This is a genomic window from Bradyrhizobium sp. USDA 4501 (genome assembly GCF_054062115.1).
On the sequence record NZ_JBSSEX010000001.1, the window covers coordinates 6,857,550 to 6,876,540 of the forward strand.

The window sequence follows — 18,991 nt, forward strand, 5'->3', positions numbered from 1 at the left end:
AGCCAGCGGCCCGTCGCAACCTAGTAGTGCAGTGAGGAGGACCGGAAGTTCAAGCGATCGGGGTGACCGGCCACGCTTAGTCCAGATCGATGTGGAAAGGCCGGCCTTCGACGCTCATGCTGCCGGGACCCATCGCGTCGAGTGCGCGCAGCATCCGGCCCTCGCGCCCCAGCGCCTTGTCGGCGAGGCTGACGATCAGCCGGTTGGGAGCCGCGATCGGCGAGGCCTCGCGGATCATCCGGGCGATGGACATTTCGTCGCGGTGCGGGTTGAGGGCGCAGACCGTGACGAATGCGCTCGCGGTCGAACGGCTGATGCCGGCGTAGCAATGCACCACCATCGGTGCTTGGCGATCCCAGCCGCGCACGAAGCTCAGCACCTTCTCGATATGCGACTCGTTGGGCGCAACGAAGCCGTCCATCTGTTCGATGATGTCGTCCATCGACACTTTCAGGTGGTTGGCCGGCAGCACGGAAGGCGGCCGCTGCACCTGGTCGACATTGGCCATCACGGTCAGCACATGGCTGGCGCCGGTGGCGCGAACCGTGTCGGAGAGTGCGGCAAGCGAGCAGACGTGAAGCATGATAGTCCTTCTATCGGGGGTGCCGGATTATAACGGCTGCTCCCGAACGGGCAAAGGCGGGGGTGCCATGCCGATTCGTCGTTTTGCGGCGCAACCGGCGGCACGTTTTCGCTGCCGCCCTACGAGGCGTGCAATGCCTCGAAGCGCTCGAGGAACTGCTTTTCGGCCCGCGCGGCGGTCCATGGCGTCAGATAGTCGCGCTCGGTCGCTTCGGGCAGTTCCGGATCGCGGCCGAACAGCCGCTTGGCCTCGGCTCGCGAAAATCCCGCCAGATGCGTCGCCTCGAGATACGCGGCGCCGCGATCGGCGGCCTTGATCTGCTGGGTGATCTCGTCCGCCAGCACGGCGGGCAGGCCGAAGCGGATATGGATCGCGCCGAGCAGCCGCTTCTCCACCGCCTTGTATTCGCCTGACAGCACCGCCTTGAACGGTGAGATCATGTCGCCGATGACATATTCCGGTGCGTCGTGCAGCAGCGCGGCGAGACGATGGCGGATGTCGACGCGCGGCATCTGCTGGCGCATCACGGCTTCGACCAGCAGCGTGTGCTGAGCCACCGAGAAGATGTGCGCCCCGCTGGTCTGGCCGTTCCAGCGCGCGACCCGCGCCAGTCCATGCGCGATGTCGACGATTTCGATATCGAGCGGCGACGGGTCGAGCAGGTCCAGCCGGCGTCCCGACAACATCCGCTGCCAGGCGCGGGTTGTCTCCGTCGATTTGCGCGCCGTCATTTCTTCTTGAGTCGCGGTGTGCGGAGCTTGCCGCTGCAGCTCTCGTGGCAGAAGCAGGTCACGAGGTGATCGTTGACCATGCCGGTCGCCTGCATGAAGGCGTAGACGATGGTGGGACCGACGAACTTGAAGCCGCGCGCGCCGAGCTCCTTCGAGACCTTGATCGAGACCGGCGTCGAGGCCGGCACGCTCGCGGTGGTCTTGAATTGATTGACCTTCGGCTTGCCGTCGACGAAGTCCCACAGGAAATTCGAGAAGCCGGGGCCTTTCTCCATGATCTCCAGATAGCCCTTCGCACTCGCCACCGCGCCTTCGATCTTGGCGCGATTGCGCACGATGCCGGCGTCGTTCATCAGCGCGTGCACCTTCTTGGCGTTGTAGCGCGCGATCTTCTCGGGCTGGAAATCGTCGAAGGCTTTGCGGAAGTTCTCGCGCTTGCGCAGGATCGTGATCCAGGACAGACCGGCCTGGAAGCCGTCGAGGATCAGCTTTTCGTAGAGCGCGCGGTCGTCATATTCCGGCACGCCCCATTCATTGTCGTGATAGGCGACGTAGAACGCATCCTCGCCCGGCCAGGGGCAACGCGTCTTGCCGTCGGGGTGCAGTTGCGCGGTACGGCTCATGCGGTCTGCTTGGGTGTGATGCGGACGGCGTCGGGTTCGGCGAGGTGAAGCGACAGCCCGCCCGCGGTCAGCGCCAGGCCGGCGTCGAGCGCATCGGCGACGCGGTCGATGCGGACCAGCGCGAGACCCTTCTCGCCGGCGGTCGAGCCGATGGTGCCGACCTGCTTGTCGCCGGCCAGGATGGTAGCGCCGGCTTCGGGCGCGGGGCCGTCGAGGACGATCTTCACCGTGCGGGTGCGCGCCGTGCCGCGGTGCTGCATGCGCGACACCACCTCCTGGCCGACATAACAGCCCTTGTCGAAATCGACGCCGTTGAGGCGATCCATATTGGTCTCGTGCGGGAAGGCGTCGCCATACATGAAGTCGAGCCCGCCGCGCGGCACGCCGGTGGCGATCCGATGCGCCTCGTAGGCGTTTGAGTCGACGAGATCGGCACCGATCAGCTCAGCGAGCTTCTGCTTCAAATCTTCCGGAATCAGGATGCGCCAGCCGAGCGCTGGGTTGCGCGGATCGGCGAACGCGAGATCCGGCGTCGCCGCCGGCTCGCCATCCCAAGCTGCCAGCACACCGAGGCTATCGGACAGGTTCTCGACCACGACCTTGGCGCGCAGCTTGTAGAAGCCGAGCTTGTCGGCAAGACCCTTGGCGAGCGCGCGCGGCGCGTCGATCAGGAAGCCGCCGCCATGACCTGAGGGTATCTCGGTGATCAGGAAATCGACGATGATCTTGCCTTGCGGCGTCAGCAGCGCGCCAAACCGGGCCTGTCCCGCGCGCAACTCGGCGATGTCGGCGGTGATGAGGCCGTTGAGGAAGTTGCGGGCGTCCTCGCCAGAGACCTTGACCACGCCCCGATCTGGAAGAAACGCTGCTTTCATTCGCAAAATTGGCTCTTTTCCAAGTTCCTTGGGAAACGCGCAGGCCGCGATATCCCCTGCCAAGCTAAGGCGCTAGAGTGCGCCGAACAAGGCCCGCGCGACAGCCGAAAGCGGGCGTCGAGGACCGATGAATCAGCATTTTGACACCATTCTAAAATCCGGCACCGTGGTCAATCAGGACGGCGAGGGCGTGCGCGATATCGGTATCGCGGGCGGCCGCATCGCCGCGATCGGCTCGCTCAGTCAGGCCTCGGCCGGCGAGGTGATCGACTGCAAGGGCCTGCACATCCTGCCCGGCGTGATGGACACCCAGGTGCATTTCCGCGAGCCCGGGTTGACCCAGAAGGAAGACCTCGAGACCGGCTCGCGCAGCGCGGTGATGGGCGGGGTCACCGCCGTGTTCGAGATGCCGAACACCAATCCGCTGACGGTCACCGAAGCGGCCTTCACCGACAAGATCAAGCGCGGCCGCCATCGCATGCATTGCGATTTCGCGTTCTTCATCGGCGGCACCCGCGAGAACGTGCAGGATCTGCCGGAGCTCGAGCGCGCCCCGGGCTGCGCCGGCGTCAAGGTGTTCATCGGCTCCTCCACCGGCGCGCTGCTGGTCGAGGACGACGAGAGCCTGCGGCGGATCTTCCAGGTGATCCGGCGCCGCGCCGCGTTCCACGCCGAGGACGAGTATCGCCTCAACGAGCGCAAGCCGCTGCGGATCGAGGGCGATGCTCGCTCGCATCCGGTGTGGCGCGACGAGACCGCCGCGCTGATGGCGACCGAGCGCCTGGTCAATCTGGCGCGCGAGACCGGCAAGCGCATCCACGTGCTGCACATCTCGACCAAGGAAGAGATTCTATACCTGCGCGACCACAAGGATGTCGCCTCCTGCGAGGCGACGCCGCACCACCTCACCATGGCCGCGCCGGAGTGCTACGAGCGGCTCGGCACACTGGCCCAGATGAACCCGCCGGTGCGCTCGGCCGATCACCGCGCCGGCATCTGGTACGGTATCGAGCAGGGCATCATCGACGTGCTCGGCTCGGATCACGCGCCGCATACGCTGGAGGAGAAGGCCAAGACCTATCCGGCCTCGCCGTCGGGCATGACCGGCGTGCAGACGCTGGTGCCGCTGATGCTCGATCACGTCAATGCCGGGCGGCTGTCGCTGGCTCGCTTCGTCGATCTCACCAGCGCGGGGCCTGCGCGCCTGTTCAACATCGCCTGCAAGGGCCGCATCGCGGCCGGTTACGATGCCGACTTCACAATCGTCGACCTGAAGCGCAGCGAGACCATCACCAACAAATGGATCGCCTCGCGCGCCGCCTGGACGCCTTATGACGGCGTGCGGGTGCAGGGCTGGCCGGTCGGCACCTTCGTGCGCGGCCGGCGGGTGATGTGGCAGGGCGAAGTCACGACGCCATCGACCGGCGAGCCGGTTCGGTTCCTCGAGACGCTGAAGCCGTAGGTTCGCGTTTGACGCGTTTTCTTGACGCGAACCGGCGGCCCACTTCGCTCGAAAACGCTATCGTTTTACTGTCGGGCCAATGCCAGCGAGAACTCGCCGTTGCGCACGCGCGCGGCGAGGCCCTCGGCAAATTTCGCCACCGCGTCCTCGCCATAGGTGCCGACGAGCTCGGCGAGCGCCGCAAACAGGCTCGCCTGCGCGAGGCAGTCGCCATCGACGCCGTCGTGACGCGCTTCAGCCCAAGCCTCGTTCAGGTAGCCCAGCGCGGCCTGCTTCTGCTCGTGGTCGGGTCGCGGGTCTTGGTGATGGGGGAAGGACGCTGGATGGCGCATGAAACTCTGCAAATTGACAGCGCGCGGTCCGAGGAGCGAACCACTGCGACGCGCGAGATGTATCACGCATGCAGGTACCGCCTAGCCCACATCTTTCGAAAAGGTTAACGGCGGCCCCGGCATTTAAAGGGGAATTCCGGATATCCGGGCCGCGATCAGCCGAATGAGCTGTGGATATGGTCCAGCACCGCGCGCGGCGTGGCGCACAGATGGCTGGCGCCGGCCTCGGTCAGCTCCTCGGGCGTGCCGTAGCCATAGGTGACGCCGACCGCCCGGATGCCGTTTCGATTCGCCCCGATCACGTCGTGGCTGCGATCGCCGATCATCAGGGATTTGGCCGGATCGGCCCCGGTCTGCGCCAGCGCATAGGTGAGCAGGTCGACCTTGTTGACCCGGGTTCCGTCGAACTCCGAGCCGAAAACGTGGTCGAAATAGCCGCCGAGGCCGAAATGCGCGATGATCCGCGTCGCGAACACATGCGGCTTCGAGGTCGCGACGAACATCCGGCCCGGTGCCCGGCGCAGCTCGGCCAGAACCTCCGCGATGTCGGGATAGACCGCGTTCTCGAACAGCCCGACATCGCCGAATCTTTCGCGGTAGAGCGCGACCGCGCGGTCCGCGAGCTCCTCGCCGCCGAGCAGCATCGCAAAGCTCGCCCTGAGCGGCGGCCCGATGCACCAGGTCAGTTCATCCTGCGAGGGAACCGGCCGGCCGAGCTTTTCCAGCGCGTACTGGATCGAGCCGGTGATGCCGGGCTTCGGGTCGGTCAGGGTGCCGTCGAGGTCGAAGAAGATCGCCCGTTCAGTTGGCATAGCGGGCCGTCAGGTCGCGGGAGATTTTCGAGCCCTCCTCGATGTAGCGGCGGATCGCTACCGTGGCCGCGGGCGTGCAGGTCCGGTAGGTCTGCTGGAAGCCGTTATAGCCGCGGTTGAAGCCCGCGATCATGCGGGCGCGGCGGTCGCCGGAGGGGGTCTCGGCATCGATCAGCGCCTGCATTTCGTTGCGCCATTTGGCGCCCTCGTTGGAGCCGCAGATGCCGCGCAGATAGTGCAGGGCGCCGAGGATCTCGGCCAGCCGCTGCAAATCGCCGTCGAACGGCGCAGCCGCGTCCTGCGCCCGGGCGGGCGTCGCAAGGCATGCCGACAACAGGATCACAACGGCGAGAAAGGCTTTGATCATCGGGGTTCCGGAATGGCCGTGGTATGCCCCCTCAATGCGCCCGAGGCAAGGCGGCCGAGCCCCCCAAAGCCGCTAAAACGGGCCTCAAACCAGCCGCCGGGCGGCCGCAATCACCTCATGCAGGCCGCCGGTGACCTTGAGGTCGCCGATCTCCTCCGGCGCCAGCCATTTGAAATCGTCGTGCTCGTCGTTCAGGTGAGGCTCGCGGGACGCCCAGCGCGCCGCGAAGGTCATGATCAGATAGTGTCCGGTGCCGGGGCCGGTCGGCAGCACCTCGCGCCAGCCGGCGAGGCCGACGATCTCGACCTTGAGGCCGGTCTCCTCGTCGATCTCCCGGTGCAGGGCGGTATGCAGCGATTCGCCGAACTCGACCCGGCCGCCGGGCAGCGAATAGAAGCCCTTACCGGGCGAGCGGGCGCGGCGCACCAGCAGCACCTTGTCGTCGCGGAAAATCACGCCTGACACGGCGAGCTGCGGGCGGATCGGAGGTTCGGGAGAGGTCAAGGTGATTGGCAGCCGGTTGTGAAGACCATCATGCCCGATATCTCAGGCGCCCGCCATGATGCTGTCGACATCGGCCTCTGCGGCGCCGTTGATGATGCCGGCGGTCTGCATCACCAGCGGCTTGACCCAGACGATCGCCTGCTCGGCGAGCGCGACCCGGCTCTTGTCCTGCTGCAATTGCCGCATCGCCGCCCCGACCTCGGTCAGGATCTTCGTCATGCTGTCGGTGAGCTGGTCGAATTCGGCCCGGATTGCGGCGTCCGCGGTCTCATAGGCCTCGATCGCGAGATCGCGTGCCCGGAAATTCGACGCGGTGAAATGCTCGGCATAGGACAGCGGCTGCCATTCGAGGAAATCGCTGGCGCATTCCGGCAGGTCTGGGACCATCTCCAGCAGCATGATGGCTTCGTTGAAGTGATTGAGGTAGTCGGTGGCAAGCCCGGTGCGGGGATTGATGTTGGCGGCGCGCAACAGCGCCGCCCGCGCCTCATCGGGGTACGTCGGTCGCGGGGAAGAGTCCGCTATGGCGGCCGTTGAGGTCATTGATCGCAGTCTTTAACGGTCCAAGTTAAGGCAGAATAAACGGATACCACTCTGGACGGCAAATGTGCGGACGCTTTGTCATAACCTCGCCGCCGGCGGCCTTGCGCGAGATGTTCGGCTATATCGAGCAGCCGAATTTTCCGCCACGGTATAATGTTGCGCCGACCCAGCCGATCCCGGTGGTGCTGCTGCAGAATGGCGGCCGGCATTTTCAATTGATGCGCTGGGGCCTGATCCCGTCGTGGGTCAAGGACCCCAGGACCTTCTCGCTCCTGATCAACGCGCGCTCCGAGACGGTGCGTGAGAAGCCGGCCTTCAAGAACGCGATCAAGCGGCGCCGGGCGCTGATCCCCGCCGACGGCTATTACGAATGGCAGGATGCCGGCGGCCGCAAGCGGCCGTTCTTCATCCATCGCCGCGACGACCATCCGCTCGCCTTCGCCGCGCTTGCCGAGACCTGGATGGGGCCGAACGGCGAGGAGCAGGATACGGTCGCGATCGTCACTGCGCCGGCCAGTCCCGACCTCGCGCAATTGCATCACCGCGTGCCGGTCACGATCAGGCCCGAGCAATTCGCGCGCTGGCTCGACTGCCTGCCGAACGATGTCGACGACGTGATGCCGATGCTGAAGGGCCCCGAGGTCGGCGAGTTCGCCTGGCACCAGGTCACGATGCGCGTCAACGCGGTCGCCAATGACGATGCGCAATTGCTGCTGCCGATGACCGCGGATGAAATCGCCGCGGAGGACGCGCCGCAGCCGAAGAAGGCCGCGCCGCGCAAGGCGCCGGTGCGGGAGGATGACGGGCAGGGGTCGCTGTTTTGAGGGCTCACTGAACCGGCGTGATGCAGCGCGGATTTGCGTCAGCTCTCCACATCGTCGTCCTGGCCTTCGCCAGGACGACGATGAAGATGGACCTCGATTCAACCGGTGCGCAATTGCGCACCTGAGGGCTCGCGCCAAGTGGCGCGCTCCGGCATGACAGAGCCAGAGATCACCCCTTCACGTGTGCCACGCCTTCGATCTCGATCAGCATCTTTGGATTGGGCAGCGCCACCACCACGCAGGTGGTGCGCGCGGGGTAGGGGGCGGGGCCGAACGCGCCAGCATACAGCGCGTTCATCGTCGCGACGTCGCTCGCGCGCGTCAGCAGCACGTTGACCTTGACGAGATCGCGCATCGTCGCGCCCGCCTCGCTCAGCACGCGCTTGATATTGGTCACGACATTGGCGAACTGCGCCTCGAAGCCGTCGGGCAGCTCGCGATTGGCGTCAAAGCCGGGAATGCCGGAGATGAACAACAAATCGCCGACGCGGGCGCCGAACGAGAGTGGCGGCGCCTGGACGCCGGGCGGAGGAGGGAAGTGCTTGATTGTGGTCTTTTCAGTCATTGGGTCACCCGTCTGCGTGAGATGGAAGGGGAGAAGTTTCGATGGCGCGCGGCGCCGGTGCACGCCGGCGCCAAAGATTCCTGCCGAAGAGATTCTGGCCGATCATGCCTGCGAGCATCGCGAGAACGAAGACCACGATCGGTAGCGAGAGGCCGGCGATATTGACCAGTGCCGGCCCGGGGCAGATGCCGACGAGGCCCCAGCCGATGCCGAACAGCACCGCGCCGGCAACCAGCGGCGCATCGATGTCGGTCCGGTCGGGCCAGAGGAAGCGCGCCGAGAAGGCGGGGGCCGTGCGCCGCCGGGCGATCGCAAAGCCGGTTGCTGCGACCGCAACCGCGCCCGCCATCACGAAGGCGAGCGTCGCGTCCCACGCGCCGAACAGATCGAGGAAGCCGAGCACCTTCTGCGGATCGGTCATGCCGGAGATCAGAAGCCCCGCGCCGAAGATCAGGCCGCAGACAAAACTGGCAAGCACCGGCATCGCTAAACCGCTCCTTGTTTGAGCATGATCCTTTCGGAAAACCGCTTCGCACTTTTCCGGATCATGCTTAGCCTCCGATCCCGTGCCTGACGATTGCGACCGTCGCGATCGCCGTCAGCATGAAGATGCATGTTGCCACGATCGAGCGGCCGGACAGCCGCGCGAAGCCGCAGACGCCGTGGCCCGAGGTGCAGCCATTGCCCATCCTTGTACCGAATCCGACCAGCAGTCCCGCGATCGCGACCACCACAAGGCTCGCATTCATCGCCGGCCGCGGCAGCGGCGCGCCGAACAGCGCCGCAATCAGGGGCGCTCCGATCAGTCCCGCGATGAACGCGATGCGCCAGGAACGATCGGCGCTACGGTCGGCGCCGCGGTCGGCGGTATCGGCCCGCAGCGCGCCGCCGACGATGCCGGTGACCCCGGCGATTCGCCCGGTCAGCAGCATCAAGAGCGCCGCGGCAAGCCCGATCAGCGCGCCGCCGGCTAGGCCGGAAAGTGGGGTGAAATCGTGCATCGATGCAGATCCCTGTTGCGCAAACTCCTCAGCGATCCGGCAAAGCGGTGGGCGCGCATGCGCCAGTGGTCGCGCGGCTGCAGAGGCGATGATAGACTCCGCACCATCAGGAACAAGCGCAATCCCGCATGTTTCGCGGCATTTCAGCGATGCCGCCGGTCGGCTGGATTGCCGCGATTCGCTCTCACTTCGTCCGGAGAATCCCCCATGAAGTTGCCATCCGTCGCCCGCGCCGCGCTGCTCGCGCTGGCGATGCTCACCGGAACGTCCGCTGCCCTGGCTGACGAGGGCGCGGTGACGCTCGTGATCTTCAAGGGCGGCTGGGTGTTCGGCGGCTCCGCCGGCAAGGGCGTCATGACCTTCCACGGCCAGACCTATGGGCTCACGGCCGGCGGGCTGGACTATGGGCTCGTGTTCGGCGGCTCGCAGACCACGTTGCAGGGGCGGGTGCGCAATATCCGCCGTCCGCAGGATATCAACGGCGTCTATGCCGCGGCGGGCATGGGCGTTGCGCTCGGCGCCGGCGTGCGCGGCATCCTCTTGACCAACCAGAACGGCGCGGTGCTCGAATTGAGCGGCAAGCAGGTCGGGTTGATGGCCAATGTCGACCTCAGCGGGCTTGCGATCACGTTGAAGGAGTAGGGAGCGGTCTCGTAGCGATCTCGTAGGATGGGTAGAGCGAAGCGAAACCCATCGACTTCGGTGCGTCGGGAGAGATGATGGGTTTTGCGGAGTTTATCATCCGGCCGCGCTTTGCGCGGACCCGTTGGCTCTACCGATCCTACGATCCTACGATTCCGTGATCCACTCGGCGAGTTCGCGCCACGGCTGTAAGGTCCAATGACCCGAGGCCGCGCCGGATGGCGACGGCAGCACGAACACTTCGGGAAAGCCATTCACCGATGGCTGCCGGCCGAGCACGAGCGCGTTGGTCGGCCTGTTGTAGAACAGGCTCGCCGCCTTCCTGCTGGTGAAGGCGACGGTGTTCGGCCGATAGGTCTCGATCTTCGTCCGGAAGCCCACGACGTCGAACGACTGCCTGCTGATTTCGTGATCCATCCCGGCGCCGGTCTTGGAGAGATCGGTGAAGCCGATGCCGAGCGCGAGCAGCGCCGCGAACTCGTCCGGCCGATAGCGCCGCGGCGTGATGCCGGCCTCATGCAGCGCACGCCAGAACCGGTTGCCGGGATGCGCGTAATAATGCCCGACGGCGGCCGAGCGCGTGCTCGCTGCGGTGCCGACGAACACCAGGCGCAGATTGGCGCGGAGCTGGTCGGGGAGGCGGTGGGAATTGTTCGCGGGCATCTGGGGGCTGAATAAAGTAATCACGCGTTGGCACATGACTTCACCTGGAATCGAGCGGCGAACTGCGCCTCACCTCTCCCGATTGCGGGCAGGGCAATCCGGTGTTTCCGCGCCGTCATGGCCGGCACAAGGCCGGGCATGACGAGTTTGTGGCGCTATCGAGCCCATATGCGATTGCCAGCACTCGCAGGGGAGGCGCGTTCCCAAAATATCGAAAACAACCCCATGCAAAGTACAAAGTAGCCGGCGGTGGCCGGCGTTCGACCAGGCTACTTGACACGTCGGGCAACTCACGAATATTTTCCAATATTCCGAAATCACGCAGGCGCACGCTCGCCTCCCGGGGCATATGGCATTCGTGCGCTTCTGTAAGCGACGTTTCCATGTCGTCGTGGCCGCCAGCCATATGCATAGCCCTGCGGCTTGCGGGGGGCAGTGCCGTCGCTGTCGTCATTCAAGCTAGTCCCGTCACGCGCTAGCGCACCGGCTCCTTGACCTCTTCTTCCGTCGTGACCGCTTGCGACGGTCCGGTTGCGCGCACCATCAGGAACGTCCCCGAGAACCTTGTGCCGCGGATGCTCCAGCGGCCGTCGATCTCGGTCGCGTCGGCATTGACCGCGCCTTCATAGTGCACGGTGTCGTAGCCGTAGCCAGGCGGCTCGTAACGTTTGACGAACGTAACAGCGCTGCCGGAGCGCTGGCCCGCAAGCGATGCATTGTGCGTGCTGATCGGACAGCCCGGCATCACGCAGGGTTCGGTCACGCTGCCGCCGAGCGCGCCGCCGGCGTCGATCAGCGTCGCCAGGAACGTGACCATGCCGCTCGGCTGAACATAGCTGCCGTCCCAGACGCCGGTGAGATTGTCGGTCATGTCGCTTGCCCGGATTGCGCTTGGCGAAATTGCAGTGATCGATGTGGTGCACGCAGCGCCTCAACGCAAGTCGTGCCCGATCGCGCGGTTGCTTGCAGGTGCAAAAGGGTCTGTAATCCGCTCAAACAGATCAAGAAGAATTCGGGAGCGGACATGACAGGAGAGGCGAAAACCCACTTTGAGGTGATCGTGGTCGGCGCCGGCGTCGCGGGCATCTACCAGATCAAGCGGCTGGCCGATCTCAGCATCGACGCCACCGTGCTCGAAGCCGCGCCCGATCTCGGCGGCACCTGGTACTGGAACCGCTATCCGGGCTGCCGCTTCGATTCCGAGAGCTACACCTACGGCTTCTCATTCTCGCGCGAGCTGCTCGACGAGTGGCACTGGAAGGAGCGCTTCTCCGGCCAGCCCGAGAATCTGCGTTACCTCAACTACGTCGCCGACAAGTTCGACCTGCGCAAGTACATGCAGTTCAATTGCAAGGTCGAGACCATGCAGTTCGACGAGACGCGCGACCTCTGGCAATTGAGGATCAGTGACGGCCGCGAACTGACCTGCCGCTTCGTGGTGCTCGCGATCGGGCTGTTGTCGGCGCCGACCATGCCGCGCGTGCCTGGCATCGATGACTTCAAGGGCCGCTCGTTCCACACCTATTACTGGCCGCACGAGCCGGTCGATCTTGCCGGCAAGAAAGTCGCGGTGATCGGCACCGGCGCCACCGGCATCCAGCTGATCGGCGAGATCGCCGACAAGGTCGGCGAGCTCACGGTGTTCCAGCGCCGGCCGAACTGGAGCGCGCCGCTCAACAACTCTGCGATCTCCGTTGACGAGATGGCCGAGATCCGCGCCCGCTATGACGAGATTTTTGCTGCCTGCGCGTTGACGCCGGGCAGTTTTGTCCATGGCCCCGACAAGCGCGGCTTCTACGAGGTGAGCCGCGAGGAGCGGCTCAAGCTGTGGGACAAGCTCTACGACGAGCCCGGCTTCGGCATCTGGCTCGCGGAACTTCCGCGAGATCTTCATGGACGAAGCCGCCAATGCGGAGCTCTCGGAATATATCGCGGGCCGCATCCGCCAGCGCGTGAACGATCCTGATGTCGCCGAGAAGCTGATCCCGCGGGATCACGGCTTCGGCGTGCAGCGCCTGCCGCTGGAGACCCGATATTTCGAGGCGTACAATCGCGACAATGTGCAGCTCGTCGATCTCTCCGAAACGCCGCTGGTGCGCGTCACCGAAAAAGGCCTCCGCACCACGACGCGCGACTACGATTTCGACATCATCGTCTACGCCACCGGCTTCGACGCCATCACCGGCGCCTACGACCTGATAGATATCCGCGGCATTGGCGGGGAGCGCCTCGCCGACAAGTGGAAGCACGCGCCATCGACCTTCCTCGGCATGCTCGTCCACGGCTTCCCGAACCTGTTGATGCCGACCGGCCCGCAAAGCGCCTCCGCGTCGACCAACTTCCCGCGCGGCATCGAGAACGGCGTCAACTGGTGCACCAACCTGCTGCAATACATGTGGGACCGCGGTCTGACCCACGCCGACGCCACGCTCGAAGCGCAGCAGCGCTGGACCGCGCATGTCGTCAAGATGTACGAGATCATGCTGATGCGCAAAGCCAAGTCGTGGTTCACCGGCTACAACTCCAACGTCGCCGGCCACGAGGAGGGGACGGTCCGCTACTTCGTCTACAACGGCGGCACGCCGAAGTTTTTGGGGATCATCAACGGGGTTGCGGAGAAAGGGTATCAGGAGATTGCGTTTGGTGCGGGGGCGCGGGGCGGTGTGCAAGCAGCTGTCGGGGCGACGGCGTAGGATTCAGGAATAGTCCGGTAGCCCGCATGAGCGCAGCGATATGCGGGACAGGTAAACCCCGGATATCGCTTCGCTCATCCGGGCTACTTGCTCAAGCCGTCGCCGCCGAATGTCACATCGAGCAGCGAACATACGGCGTCTCGATGGGCACCGGTGCCTTGGAGCTGAGTATGATCTTGTTCTCTCCGGAGAGTGTTATGTCGAATGACACGTCCGAAACCGCGACGCCGTCCGAGCACGCCGCAATCACGCGAACATTCTGCCCGTCATCATGCAGCGATTTGACGGTGCATTTTTGAAATGTGCCGGTGATTTGCTTGCCCTGGACGATCAAGCCTCCCGCGTTGAGATCGGCATCTTTCTTGAACGCGAGCTTGTTGTTCTCCTTGGTGAAGACCTGGTTGCAAGCCGAGGCGTCGATCGTCCAGGCTCCGCTCAAATCCGCAGCCTGTGTCGAGGCCGCTTGCGCAACGAGAAGTACGAATAGCACAGCGCTGAAGGTTCTCATGAAACTCTCCAATCAAATGGTCACAGGGGTAATATCCCTGACCCGACCTTCATCGCTTTCGAGCGTCATAGCAAGCGATGAGATAGCGGATTTTTCGTTGATCCAAGTCAAGGGTTCTGCGGAGCGCCTGGTGTGGACCTGGGCCGGTTGCTGTCGTGACCGGCCCTCCACAAGCCGAACACACGCACTAAATCATAAGTGAATGATCCAGACGCAAAAAGGCCGGGCTTTCACCCGGCCTTTCGTTTTTGGATGGATGCCCGGGGCGTCTCGCGCGAAGACGCGCTCCGCGCTGTTGCCCGGGCATGACGAGCGGTGAGGGTCAGAACACCCTGTTGCTCTCCTTCACCTTCTCCGCGTCCAGATACACGTCGCTTCCCATTTCCTTGAACTTGGCGCTCATCTGCGCCATGCCCTGTTCCTTGTCGTTGAGCGTCGCGGCGTAGTCGCGGACGTCCTGGGTGATCTTCATCGAGCAGAATTTCGGGCCGCACATCGAGCAGAAATGCGCGACCTTGTGGGCTTCCTTCGGCAGGGTCTCGTCGTGGAAGTTCTTCGCGGTGTCCGGATCGAGGCCGAGGTTGAACTGGTCCTCCCAGCGGAAGTCGAACCGGGCACGGCTGAGCGCATCGTCGCGCAGCTGCGCGGCGGGGTGGCCCTTGGCCAGATCAGAGGCGTGGGCCGCGATCTTGTAGGTGATGACGCCGGTCTTGACGTCGTTGCGATCCGGGAGACCCAGATGCTCCTTCGGCGTGACGTAGCAGAGCATCGCGCAGCCGAACCAGCCGATCATCGCAGCGCCAATGCCCGAGGTGATGTGGTCGTAGCCCGGCGCGATGTCGGTCGTCAGCGGCCCGAGGGTGTAGAACGGCGCCTCGCCGCACTCCTTGAGCTGCTTGTCCATGTTGATCTTGATCTTGTGCATCGGCACGTGGCCGGGGCCCTCGATCATGACCTGGCAGCCCTTGTCCCACGCGATCTTCGTCAGTTCGCCGAGCGTCTCGAGCTCGGCGAACTGCGCGCGGTCGTTGGCGTCCGCAATCGAGCCCGGGCGCAGACCGTCGCCGAGCGAGAACGAGACGTCATACTTGCGCATGAGGTCGCAGATCTCGTCGAAATGGGTGTAGAGGAAGCTCTCCTTGTGATGCGCAAGGCACCACTTCGCCATGATCGAGCCGCCGCGCGACACGATGCCGGTGACGCGGTTGGCGGTGAGATGGATGTAGGGCAGCCGCACGCCGGCGTGGATCGTGAAATAGTCGACGCCCTGTTCGCACTGCTCGATCAGGGTGTCCTTGTAGAGCTCCCAGGTCAGCTTGACCGGATCACCGTCGCACTTCTCCAGCGCCTGGTAGATCGGCACGGTGCCGATCGGCACCGGCGAGTTGCGCAAAATCCATTCGCGGGTGGTGTGGATGTTGCGCCCCGTCGAGAGGTCCATCACGGTGTCGGCGCCCCAGCGGATCGCCCACACCATCTTGTCGACCTCTTCCTCGACCGACGAGGTCACCGCCGAGTTGCCGATATTGGCGTTGATCTTGGTCAGGAAGTTGCGGCCGATGATCATCGGCTCGAGCTCGGCATGGTTGATGTTGGAGGGAATGATGGCGCGGCCGCGCGCGATCTCGTCGCGGACGAATTCCGGGGTGATGAAGGCCGGCACGGAGGCGCCAAAGCTCTCGCCGTCGGCAAGCGCGGCCTCGGCGCGCTCGAGCTGTTGCTTGCGGCCGAGATTCTCGCGCTCGGCGACGTAGATCATCTCCTTGGTGATGATGCCGGCGCGGGCGAATTCGAGCTGCGTGATCTTGTGGCCGTCGAGGCCGCGCAGCGGCCTGTGGTGCGCGGTGAACGCCTTGGCGGCGTGGGCGGCGCCGACATTGCCGTTGTCCTCCGGCTTGATGGTGCGACCCTCATATTCCTCGACGCCGCCGCGCTCCTTGACCCAGGCGAGCCGATTGCGCGGCAGGCCGGCGTTGACGTCGATCGTCACGTGCGGGTCGGTGTAAGGGCCCGAGGTGTCGTAGACCGGCAGGTTCGGCTCGCCGGCGCCCTCCGACAGCATGATCTCGCGCAGCGGCACGCGCAGATCGGACGCGGCCTCCGGCGTCGCAAAGATCTTGCGTGAGGCGGGCAGCGCGCCGGTGGTGACGGCGGGACGGGTGGTGTCGGGATTGGAGCGGATGTTCATGAGGGATCCTCCTTAATCTTGTCGTCATTCCGGACGGTCCGTTAGGACCGATCCGGAATCTCGAGGTGGTGGCGCGAGATTCCGGGTTCACGCTTCGCGTGCCCCGGAATGACGCTGGTGAGAGTTACGTGCATCACGCGGCCTCCGCTCTGAGGCCGAGCCATTGTCTGACCCGCGCGTCGGGGTCGGGGTTCTGGGTGACGTCACTGACGACGGCGATCGAATCGGCGCCGGCGGCGAAGATCTCGGCCGCGTGCTCGAACTTGATGCCGCCGATCGCGACAAGGGGGATGGAGCCGATCCGTTTCTTCCACTCGGTGATCTTCGGAATGCCCTGCGGCTCGAACCGCATCGATTTGAGCGTGGTGAAGAAGATCGGGCCGAGCGCGACATAGTCGGGCTTGGCGGCGAGCGCGGTGGCGAGCTCGGCGTCGTCATGGGTGGAGATGCCGAGCGTCAAGTTCGCTTTGCGGATCTCGCCGAGGTCGGCCTCGGCGAGGTCTTCCTGCCCGAGATGCAAATGCTCGGCGCCGGCGACGATCGCCGCGCGCCAATAGTCGTTGACCACGAGCTTGGTCGGCGTGCCCTTGGTCACTGCGAGCGCATCGCTGACGATCTGCAGCGCCCCGGCATCGTCGAGCTCCTTGGCGCGCAGCTGGATGGTGCCGACGCCGAGTTTTGTCAGTCGCTCGACCCATTTGATGCTGTCGACGACGGGATAGAAGGGATCAGGATACGGCATGCCAGAACGGGGTCCCAACGACAGGGGTGGAGGGGGAGGCGAAGTCGCGGGCTTCCATCAGTCCGGCTTCGTAAGCGGTGCGGCCGGCCTCGACGCCGAGGCGGAAGGCATTGGCCATCGCAACGGGATCGGCAGCTTTGGCGACCGCCGTGTTGAGCAGCACGGCGTCATAGCCGAGCTCGAGCGCCTCGGCGGCATGCGATGGCGCCCCCAAGCCGGCGTCGACCACCAGCGTGATGTCGGGCAGGCGGTCGCGCAACAGCTTCAGCGCGTCGCGGTTGGTGATGCCCTTGGCGCTGCCGATCGGTGCTGCCCACGGCATCACCACCTTGCAGCCGGCGTCGACCAGCCGCGAGGCGACCGAGAAATCCTCGGTGCAATAGGGGAACACTTCAAAACCGTCCTTGATCAGGATGCCGGCAGCCTCGACCAGGCCGACCACGTCGGGCTGCAGCGTGTCGTTGTCGGCGATCACCTCGAGCTTGATCCACGGCGTGCCGAACAATTCGCGCGCGAGCTTGGCGGTGGTCACCGCCTCCTTCACGCTGCGGCAGCCCGCGGTGTTCGGCAGCACGGTGACGCCGAGCTCGCGGATCAGCGACCAGAACGTATCGCCGGTCTTGCCGCCCGCCGCCTCGCGCCGCAGCGACACCGTGACGATGCTGGCGCCGGAGGCGCGGATCGCGTTCTGCATGATCGCAGGCGAGGGATACAGCGCCGTGCCGATCAGCAGGCGTGACGGAAAGGATTTGCCGTAGAAGGTGACCATGATCCGTGGTGTCTCCTCAAATCACGCCGTCGTCCCGGCGAAGGCCGGGACCCATACGCCGCGGCCCTTCAAGAGGGCACGCGGGGCGTCGTTCGTTCCGCCAATAGCCGGTCGTGGTTATGGGTCCCGGCTCCGTGCGCAAGCGCGCACTCGGCCGGGACGACGTGGGGAGGGACTTTGCGAACAAACTCACATCACCCTCCCTGCCGCGGCGTGATGATCTCGATCTCGTCGCCGGCTTTCAACGCGGTGTCGGCCCAGCGGCTCTTCGGCACCACGTCGTAGTTCAGCGCGATCGCGAAATGCGTGCCCTCGTAGTCGAGCTCGGCCAGCAGCGCATCGACGCTGGAGGCCGCGATCTCCCGCTGCTCGCCGTTGACGATCACGCGCATTGCATCACCTCGTTGTCGATTTCGCCGCGCGCGAGATAGGCGAGTGTCAGCTCGGCCAGCGCCGGCGCCAGCAGGAAGCCATGACGGTAGAGTCCGTTCACCGTGATGCGTTCCTGATCGATCCTGATTTTCGGCAGATTGTCGGGAAATGCCGGACGCAGCCCGGCGCCGAATTCGACGATGCGCGCCTCGGCGAATGCCGGATGCACGACATAGGCGGCCCCGAGCAGCTCCAGCGCCGAGCGCACGCTGACGCCGTTGTCTTCGGCCTCGATCGAGGTCGCGCCCAGCATGAAGCGGCCGTCGCCGCGCGGGATCACGTAAAGCGGCCAGCGCGGATGGATCAGCCGCACCGGGCGCGCCAGTTCGACCTCGGAGGTCTCGATGATGATCATCTCGCCCTTGACGCCGCGCAAGCTCGGCTCGCGGTCGCGCGCGGCAAGGCCGCGGCAGTCGATCACCACGCCGTCGAGATCGGCTGCCTCGGCGTCGCTGCCGAACTTGATGGCGCCGCCGACCTTGCCGATCGCGGCATGCAGCCGCGGCAGCACGCGGCGCGGCTCGACATGGCCCTCGTCGGGATAGAACAGGGCGTCACGGAAACGGCCCTCGAGCGACGGCTCGAGCGCGCGAACGCCCTCGGCGTCGATCCGGCGATGGCCGGTGGTGAGGCGGGCAAAGCGCTCGAAATCGGCGCGGTCGCGCGGATGCGCCACCACCAGCGAGCCGTTGAACGCGGTTTCCGGAACATGCTGCCGCCAGAGCTCGAGCGAGCGGATGCCGAGCCGGGAGATCACCGGCTCGGAGGCCTCCGCCTCGCACCACGGCGCCAGCATCCCGCCGGCCCAGTGGCTTGTGGATTCCGTCATCGCGGCGTCACTGCGCTCATGCAGGGTGACGGCACGTCCGGCCTCTGCGAGCAAGAGCGCATGCCAGGCGCCTGCTATGCCTGCGCCGATGATGGAGACGGGGGAATCCCCCCGCGGTCTTGACGTCTGATACATCCCTGTCCCTTCGCCGGCATGACCCGGATCAGGTTCAAAGGGTCACCGCGGTCCCGGACTATTCGCCTACTGGCTAGCCCAAGCTTGCGGTATCTCAGCTCCTCCTTCGGAGCACCCCTCGGAACGCCCCTAATGTAGGCGGATGGGCTCGTGTGTCAACTTGTATGC

25 protein-coding genes and 1 riboswitch are annotated in these 18,991 nt (G+C 65.2%); of the genes, 5 read left to right on the forward strand and 20 right to left on the reverse strand.

Going from position 1 to position 18,991, the window contains the following annotated elements:
- Positions 1–76 precede the first annotated feature (76 nt).
- From ACVWZM_RS31530 to ygfZ, 4 genes are all read right to left on the reverse strand, one after another.
- Positions 77–583 (reverse strand): tyrosine phosphatase family protein, encoded by a 507-nt coding sequence (locus ACVWZM_RS31530; RefSeq protein ID WP_456855531.1) that lies wholly within the window; start codon positions 581–583, stop codon positions 77–79.
- A 119-nt stretch (positions 584–702) separates the two neighbouring features.
- A complete protein-coding gene (locus ACVWZM_RS31535) occupies positions 703–1,314 on the reverse strand; it encodes a YfbR-like 5'-deoxynucleotidase (RefSeq protein ID WP_076824022.1) in 612 nt (203 codons plus the stop codon).
- Complete coding sequence (locus tag ACVWZM_RS31540; protein ID WP_057014934.1) at positions 1,311–1,937, reverse strand: DNA-3-methyladenine glycosylase I; 627 nt, start codon at positions 1,935–1,937, stop codon at positions 1,311–1,313. The genes ACVWZM_RS31535 and ACVWZM_RS31540 overlap by 4 nt, the downstream gene beginning before the upstream one ends.
- On the reverse strand, positions 1,934–2,812 hold the full coding sequence (gene ygfZ, locus ACVWZM_RS31545) for a CAF17-like 4Fe-4S cluster assembly/insertion protein YgfZ (RefSeq protein WP_057014935.1): 879 nt from the start codon (positions 2,810–2,812) through the stop codon (positions 1,934–1,936). The genes ACVWZM_RS31540 and ygfZ overlap by 4 nt, the downstream gene beginning before the upstream one ends.
- Before the next feature lie 127 nt (positions 2,813–2,939).
- Here ygfZ and ACVWZM_RS31550 point away from each other — a divergent pair, with 127 nt between their 5' ends.
- Positions 2,940–4,274, forward strand: coding sequence for a dihydroorotase (locus ACVWZM_RS31550; RefSeq protein ID WP_092087735.1), 1,335 nt, complete (start codon positions 2,940–2,942; stop codon positions 4,272–4,274).
- A 65-nt stretch (positions 4,275–4,339) separates the two neighbouring features.
- Here ACVWZM_RS31550 and ACVWZM_RS31555 read toward each other — a convergent pair whose 3' ends face one another.
- From ACVWZM_RS31555 to ACVWZM_RS31575, 5 genes are all read right to left on the reverse strand, one after another.
- Entirely contained in the window at positions 4,340–4,606 is a 267-nt protein-coding gene (locus tag ACVWZM_RS31555) for a hypothetical protein (protein WP_028332620.1), read from the reverse strand.
- A 155-nt stretch (positions 4,607–4,761) separates the two neighbouring features.
- Entirely contained in the window at positions 4,762–5,418 is a 657-nt protein-coding gene (locus ACVWZM_RS31560; protein ID WP_057014937.1) for an HAD family hydrolase, read from the reverse strand.
- Positions 5,408–5,785, reverse strand: a complete 378-nt coding sequence (locus ACVWZM_RS31565) for a TIGR02301 family protein (protein ID WP_076824032.1) — start codon at positions 5,783–5,785, stop codon at positions 5,408–5,410. The genes ACVWZM_RS31560 and ACVWZM_RS31565 overlap by 11 nt, the downstream gene beginning before the upstream one ends.
- An 84-nt stretch (positions 5,786–5,869) precedes the next feature.
- Complete coding sequence (locus ACVWZM_RS31570) at positions 5,870–6,289, reverse strand: NUDIX hydrolase (RefSeq protein WP_057014939.1); 420 nt, start codon at positions 6,287–6,289, stop codon at positions 5,870–5,872.
- Between the two features lie 42 nt (positions 6,290–6,331).
- Positions 6,332–6,832, reverse strand: coding sequence for a hypothetical protein (locus tag ACVWZM_RS31575; RefSeq protein ID WP_057014940.1), 501 nt, complete (start codon positions 6,830–6,832; stop codon positions 6,332–6,334).
- A 62-nt stretch (positions 6,833–6,894) separates the two neighbouring features.
- Between ACVWZM_RS31575 and ACVWZM_RS31580 the strand changes: the two genes are divergently transcribed.
- Positions 6,895–7,656, forward strand: coding sequence for an SOS response-associated peptidase (locus ACVWZM_RS31580; RefSeq protein ID WP_456855532.1), 762 nt, complete (start codon positions 6,895–6,897; stop codon positions 7,654–7,656).
- Between the two features lie 169 nt (positions 7,657–7,825).
- On the opposite strand, the gene ACVWZM_RS31585 is transcribed toward ACVWZM_RS31580, so the two are convergent.
- From ACVWZM_RS31585 to ACVWZM_RS31595, 3 genes are all read right to left on the reverse strand, one after another.
- A complete protein-coding gene (locus ACVWZM_RS31585) occupies positions 7,826–8,221 on the reverse strand; it encodes a RidA family protein (RefSeq protein WP_076824036.1) in 396 nt (131 codons plus the stop codon).
- 4 nt (positions 8,222–8,225) lie between these two features.
- Complete coding sequence (locus ACVWZM_RS31590; protein ID WP_456855533.1) at positions 8,226–8,705, reverse strand: DUF6691 family protein; 480 nt, start codon at positions 8,703–8,705, stop codon at positions 8,226–8,228.
- A 67-nt stretch (positions 8,706–8,772) separates the two neighbouring features.
- Positions 8,773–9,222: a YeeE/YedE family protein gene (locus ACVWZM_RS31595; RefSeq protein ID WP_057014944.1), complete on the reverse strand. Its 450-nt coding sequence runs from the start codon at positions 9,220–9,222 to the stop codon at positions 8,773–8,775.
- A 207-nt stretch (positions 9,223–9,429) separates the two neighbouring features.
- Here ACVWZM_RS31595 and ACVWZM_RS31600 point away from each other — a divergent pair, with 207 nt between their 5' ends.
- On the forward strand, positions 9,430–9,864 hold the full coding sequence (locus ACVWZM_RS31600) for a hypothetical protein (RefSeq protein WP_028332611.1): 435 nt from the start codon (positions 9,430–9,432) through the stop codon (positions 9,862–9,864).
- Positions 9,865–10,011: 147 nt separating this feature from the next.
- On the opposite strand, the gene ACVWZM_RS31605 is transcribed toward ACVWZM_RS31600, so the two are convergent.
- On the reverse strand, positions 10,012–10,527 hold the full coding sequence (locus ACVWZM_RS31605) for a mismatch-specific DNA-glycosylase (protein WP_253639046.1): 516 nt from the start codon (positions 10,525–10,527) through the stop codon (positions 10,012–10,014).
- A 475-nt stretch (positions 10,528–11,002) separates the two neighbouring features.
- Positions 11,003–11,398 (reverse strand): hypothetical protein, encoded by a 396-nt coding sequence (locus tag ACVWZM_RS31610; RefSeq protein ID WP_168857501.1) that lies wholly within the window; start codon positions 11,396–11,398, stop codon positions 11,003–11,005.
- A gap of 153 nt (positions 11,399–11,551) precedes the next feature.
- Between ACVWZM_RS31610 and ACVWZM_RS31615 the strand changes: the two genes are divergently transcribed.
- Positions 11,552–12,493: a flavin-containing monooxygenase gene (locus ACVWZM_RS31615; RefSeq protein WP_456855534.1), complete on the forward strand. Its 942-nt coding sequence runs from the start codon at positions 11,552–11,554 to the stop codon at positions 12,491–12,493.
- The gene (locus tag ACVWZM_RS31620; RefSeq protein ID WP_456855535.1) at positions 12,420–13,220 is read left to right on the forward strand and encodes a hypothetical protein; all 801 of its coding nucleotides are present in this window, start codon (positions 12,420–12,422) and stop codon (positions 13,218–13,220) included. Before ACVWZM_RS31615 ends, ACVWZM_RS31620 begins: the two co-directional genes overlap by 74 nt.
- Before the next feature lie 112 nt (positions 13,221–13,332).
- Here the strand turns inward: ACVWZM_RS31620 and ACVWZM_RS31625 are convergent, their stop codons facing one another.
- From ACVWZM_RS31625 to ACVWZM_RS31650, 6 genes are all read right to left on the reverse strand, one after another.
- On the reverse strand, positions 13,333–13,728 hold the full coding sequence (locus ACVWZM_RS31625) for a hypothetical protein (RefSeq protein ID WP_253639048.1): 396 nt from the start codon (positions 13,726–13,728) through the stop codon (positions 13,333–13,335).
- A 322-nt stretch (positions 13,729–14,050) separates the two neighbouring features.
- Positions 14,051–15,916 (reverse strand): phosphomethylpyrimidine synthase ThiC, encoded by a 1,866-nt coding sequence (gene thiC / locus ACVWZM_RS31630; protein ID WP_456855536.1) that lies wholly within the window; start codon positions 15,914–15,916, stop codon positions 14,051–14,053.
- Between the two features lie 133 nt (positions 15,917–16,049).
- Positions 16,050–16,658 (reverse strand): thiamine phosphate synthase, encoded by a 609-nt coding sequence (thiE, locus tag ACVWZM_RS31635; RefSeq protein WP_456855537.1) that lies wholly within the window; start codon positions 16,656–16,658, stop codon positions 16,050–16,052.
- A complete protein-coding gene (locus ACVWZM_RS31640; RefSeq protein WP_456855538.1) occupies positions 16,645–17,427 on the reverse strand; it encodes a thiazole synthase in 783 nt (260 codons plus the stop codon). The genes thiE and ACVWZM_RS31640 overlap by 14 nt, the downstream gene beginning before the upstream one ends.
- Before the next feature lie 194 nt (positions 17,428–17,621).
- Positions 17,622–17,819, reverse strand: a complete 198-nt coding sequence (gene thiS, locus ACVWZM_RS31645) for a sulfur carrier protein ThiS (RefSeq protein ID WP_057014951.1) — start codon at positions 17,817–17,819, stop codon at positions 17,622–17,624.
- Positions 17,810–18,823 carry an FAD-dependent oxidoreductase gene (locus ACVWZM_RS31650; protein ID WP_456855539.1) on the reverse strand — a complete coding sequence of 338 codons (1,014 nt, stop codon included), beginning with the start codon at positions 18,821–18,823 and terminating at the stop codon, positions 17,810–17,812. The genes thiS and ACVWZM_RS31650 overlap by 10 nt, the downstream gene beginning before the upstream one ends.
- Positions 18,811–18,952: riboswitch (TPP riboswitch) on the reverse strand. (Overlaps the previous gene by 13 nt.)
- Between the last annotated feature and the right edge of the window lie 39 nt (positions 18,953–18,991).

Excerpts from the sequence above, each read along its gene's own strand:
- ACVWZM_RS31590 (WP_456855533.1), bottom strand. The coding sequence starts at position 8,705 with ATGCCGGTGCTTGCCAGTTTTGTCTGCGGCCTGATCTTCGGCGCGGGG.
- ACVWZM_RS31625 (WP_253639048.1), bottom strand. The coding sequence starts at position 13,728 with ATGAGAACCTTCAGCGCTGTGCTATTCGTACTTCTCGTTGCGCAAGCG.
- ACVWZM_RS31550 (WP_092087735.1), top strand. The coding sequence starts at position 2,940 with ATGAATCAGCATTTTGACACCATTCTAAAATCCGGCACCGTGGTCAAT.
- ACVWZM_RS31615 (WP_456855534.1), top strand. The coding sequence starts at position 11,552 with ATGACAGGAGAGGCGAAAACCCACTTTGAGGTGATCGTGGTCGGCGCC.
- ACVWZM_RS31595 (WP_057014944.1), bottom strand. The coding sequence starts at position 9,222 with ATGCACGATTTCACCCCACTTTCCGGCCTAGCCGGCGGCGCGCTGATC.
- ACVWZM_RS31620 (WP_456855535.1), top strand. The coding sequence starts at position 12,420 with ATGGACGAAGCCGCCAATGCGGAGCTCTCGGAATATATCGCGGGCCGC.
- ACVWZM_RS31610 (WP_168857501.1), bottom strand. The coding sequence starts at position 11,398 with ATGACCGACAATCTCACCGGCGTCTGGGACGGCAGCTATGTTCAGCCG.
- ygfZ (WP_057014935.1), bottom strand. The coding sequence starts at position 2,812 with ATGAAAGCAGCGTTTCTTCCAGATCGGGGCGTGGTCAAGGTCTCTGGC.
- thiC (WP_456855536.1), bottom strand. The coding sequence starts at position 15,916 with ATGAACATCCGCTCCAATCCCGACACCACCCGTCCCGCCGTCACCACC.
- ACVWZM_RS31580 (WP_456855532.1), top strand. The coding sequence starts at position 6,895 with ATGTGCGGACGCTTTGTCATAACCTCGCCGCCGGCGGCCTTGCGCGAG.
- ACVWZM_RS31575 (WP_057014940.1), bottom strand. The coding sequence starts at position 6,832 with ATGACCTCAACGGCCGCCATAGCGGACTCTTCCCCGCGACCGACGTAC.
- ACVWZM_RS31600 (WP_028332611.1), top strand. The coding sequence starts at position 9,430 with ATGAAGTTGCCATCCGTCGCCCGCGCCGCGCTGCTCGCGCTGGCGATG.
- ACVWZM_RS31640 (WP_456855538.1), bottom strand. The coding sequence starts at position 17,427 with ATGGTCACCTTCTACGGCAAATCCTTTCCGTCACGCCTGCTGATCGGC.
- ACVWZM_RS31555 (WP_028332620.1), bottom strand. The coding sequence starts at position 4,606 with ATGCGCCATCCAGCGTCCTTCCCCCATCACCAAGACCCGCGACCCGAC.
- ACVWZM_RS31565 (WP_076824032.1), bottom strand. The coding sequence starts at position 5,785 with ATGATCAAAGCCTTTCTCGCCGTTGTGATCCTGTTGTCGGCATGCCTT.
- ACVWZM_RS31535 (WP_076824022.1), bottom strand. The coding sequence starts at position 1,314 with ATGACGGCGCGCAAATCGACGGAGACAACCCGCGCCTGGCAGCGGATG.
- ACVWZM_RS31540 (WP_057014934.1), bottom strand. The coding sequence starts at position 1,937 with ATGAGCCGTACCGCGCAACTGCACCCCGACGGCAAGACGCGTTGCCCC.
- thiE (WP_456855537.1), bottom strand. The coding sequence starts at position 16,658 with ATGCCGTATCCTGATCCCTTCTATCCCGTCGTCGACAGCATCAAATGG.
- ACVWZM_RS31560 (WP_057014937.1), bottom strand. The coding sequence starts at position 5,418 with ATGCCAACTGAACGGGCGATCTTCTTCGACCTCGACGGCACCCTGACC.
- thiS (WP_057014951.1), bottom strand. The coding sequence starts at position 17,819 with ATGCGCGTGATCGTCAACGGCGAGCAGCGGGAGATCGCGGCCTCCAGC.
- ACVWZM_RS31650 (WP_456855539.1), bottom strand. The coding sequence starts at position 18,823 with ATGTATCAGACGTCAAGACCGCGGGGGGATTCCCCCGTCTCCATCATC.
- ACVWZM_RS31605 (WP_253639046.1), bottom strand. The coding sequence starts at position 10,527 with ATGCCCGCGAACAATTCCCACCGCCTCCCCGACCAGCTCCGCGCCAAT.
- ACVWZM_RS31585 (WP_076824036.1), bottom strand. The coding sequence starts at position 8,221 with ATGACTGAAAAGACCACAATCAAGCACTTCCCTCCTCCGCCCGGCGTC.
- ACVWZM_RS31530 (WP_456855531.1), bottom strand. The coding sequence starts at position 583 with ATGCTTCACGTCTGCTCGCTTGCCGCACTCTCCGACACGGTTCGCGCC.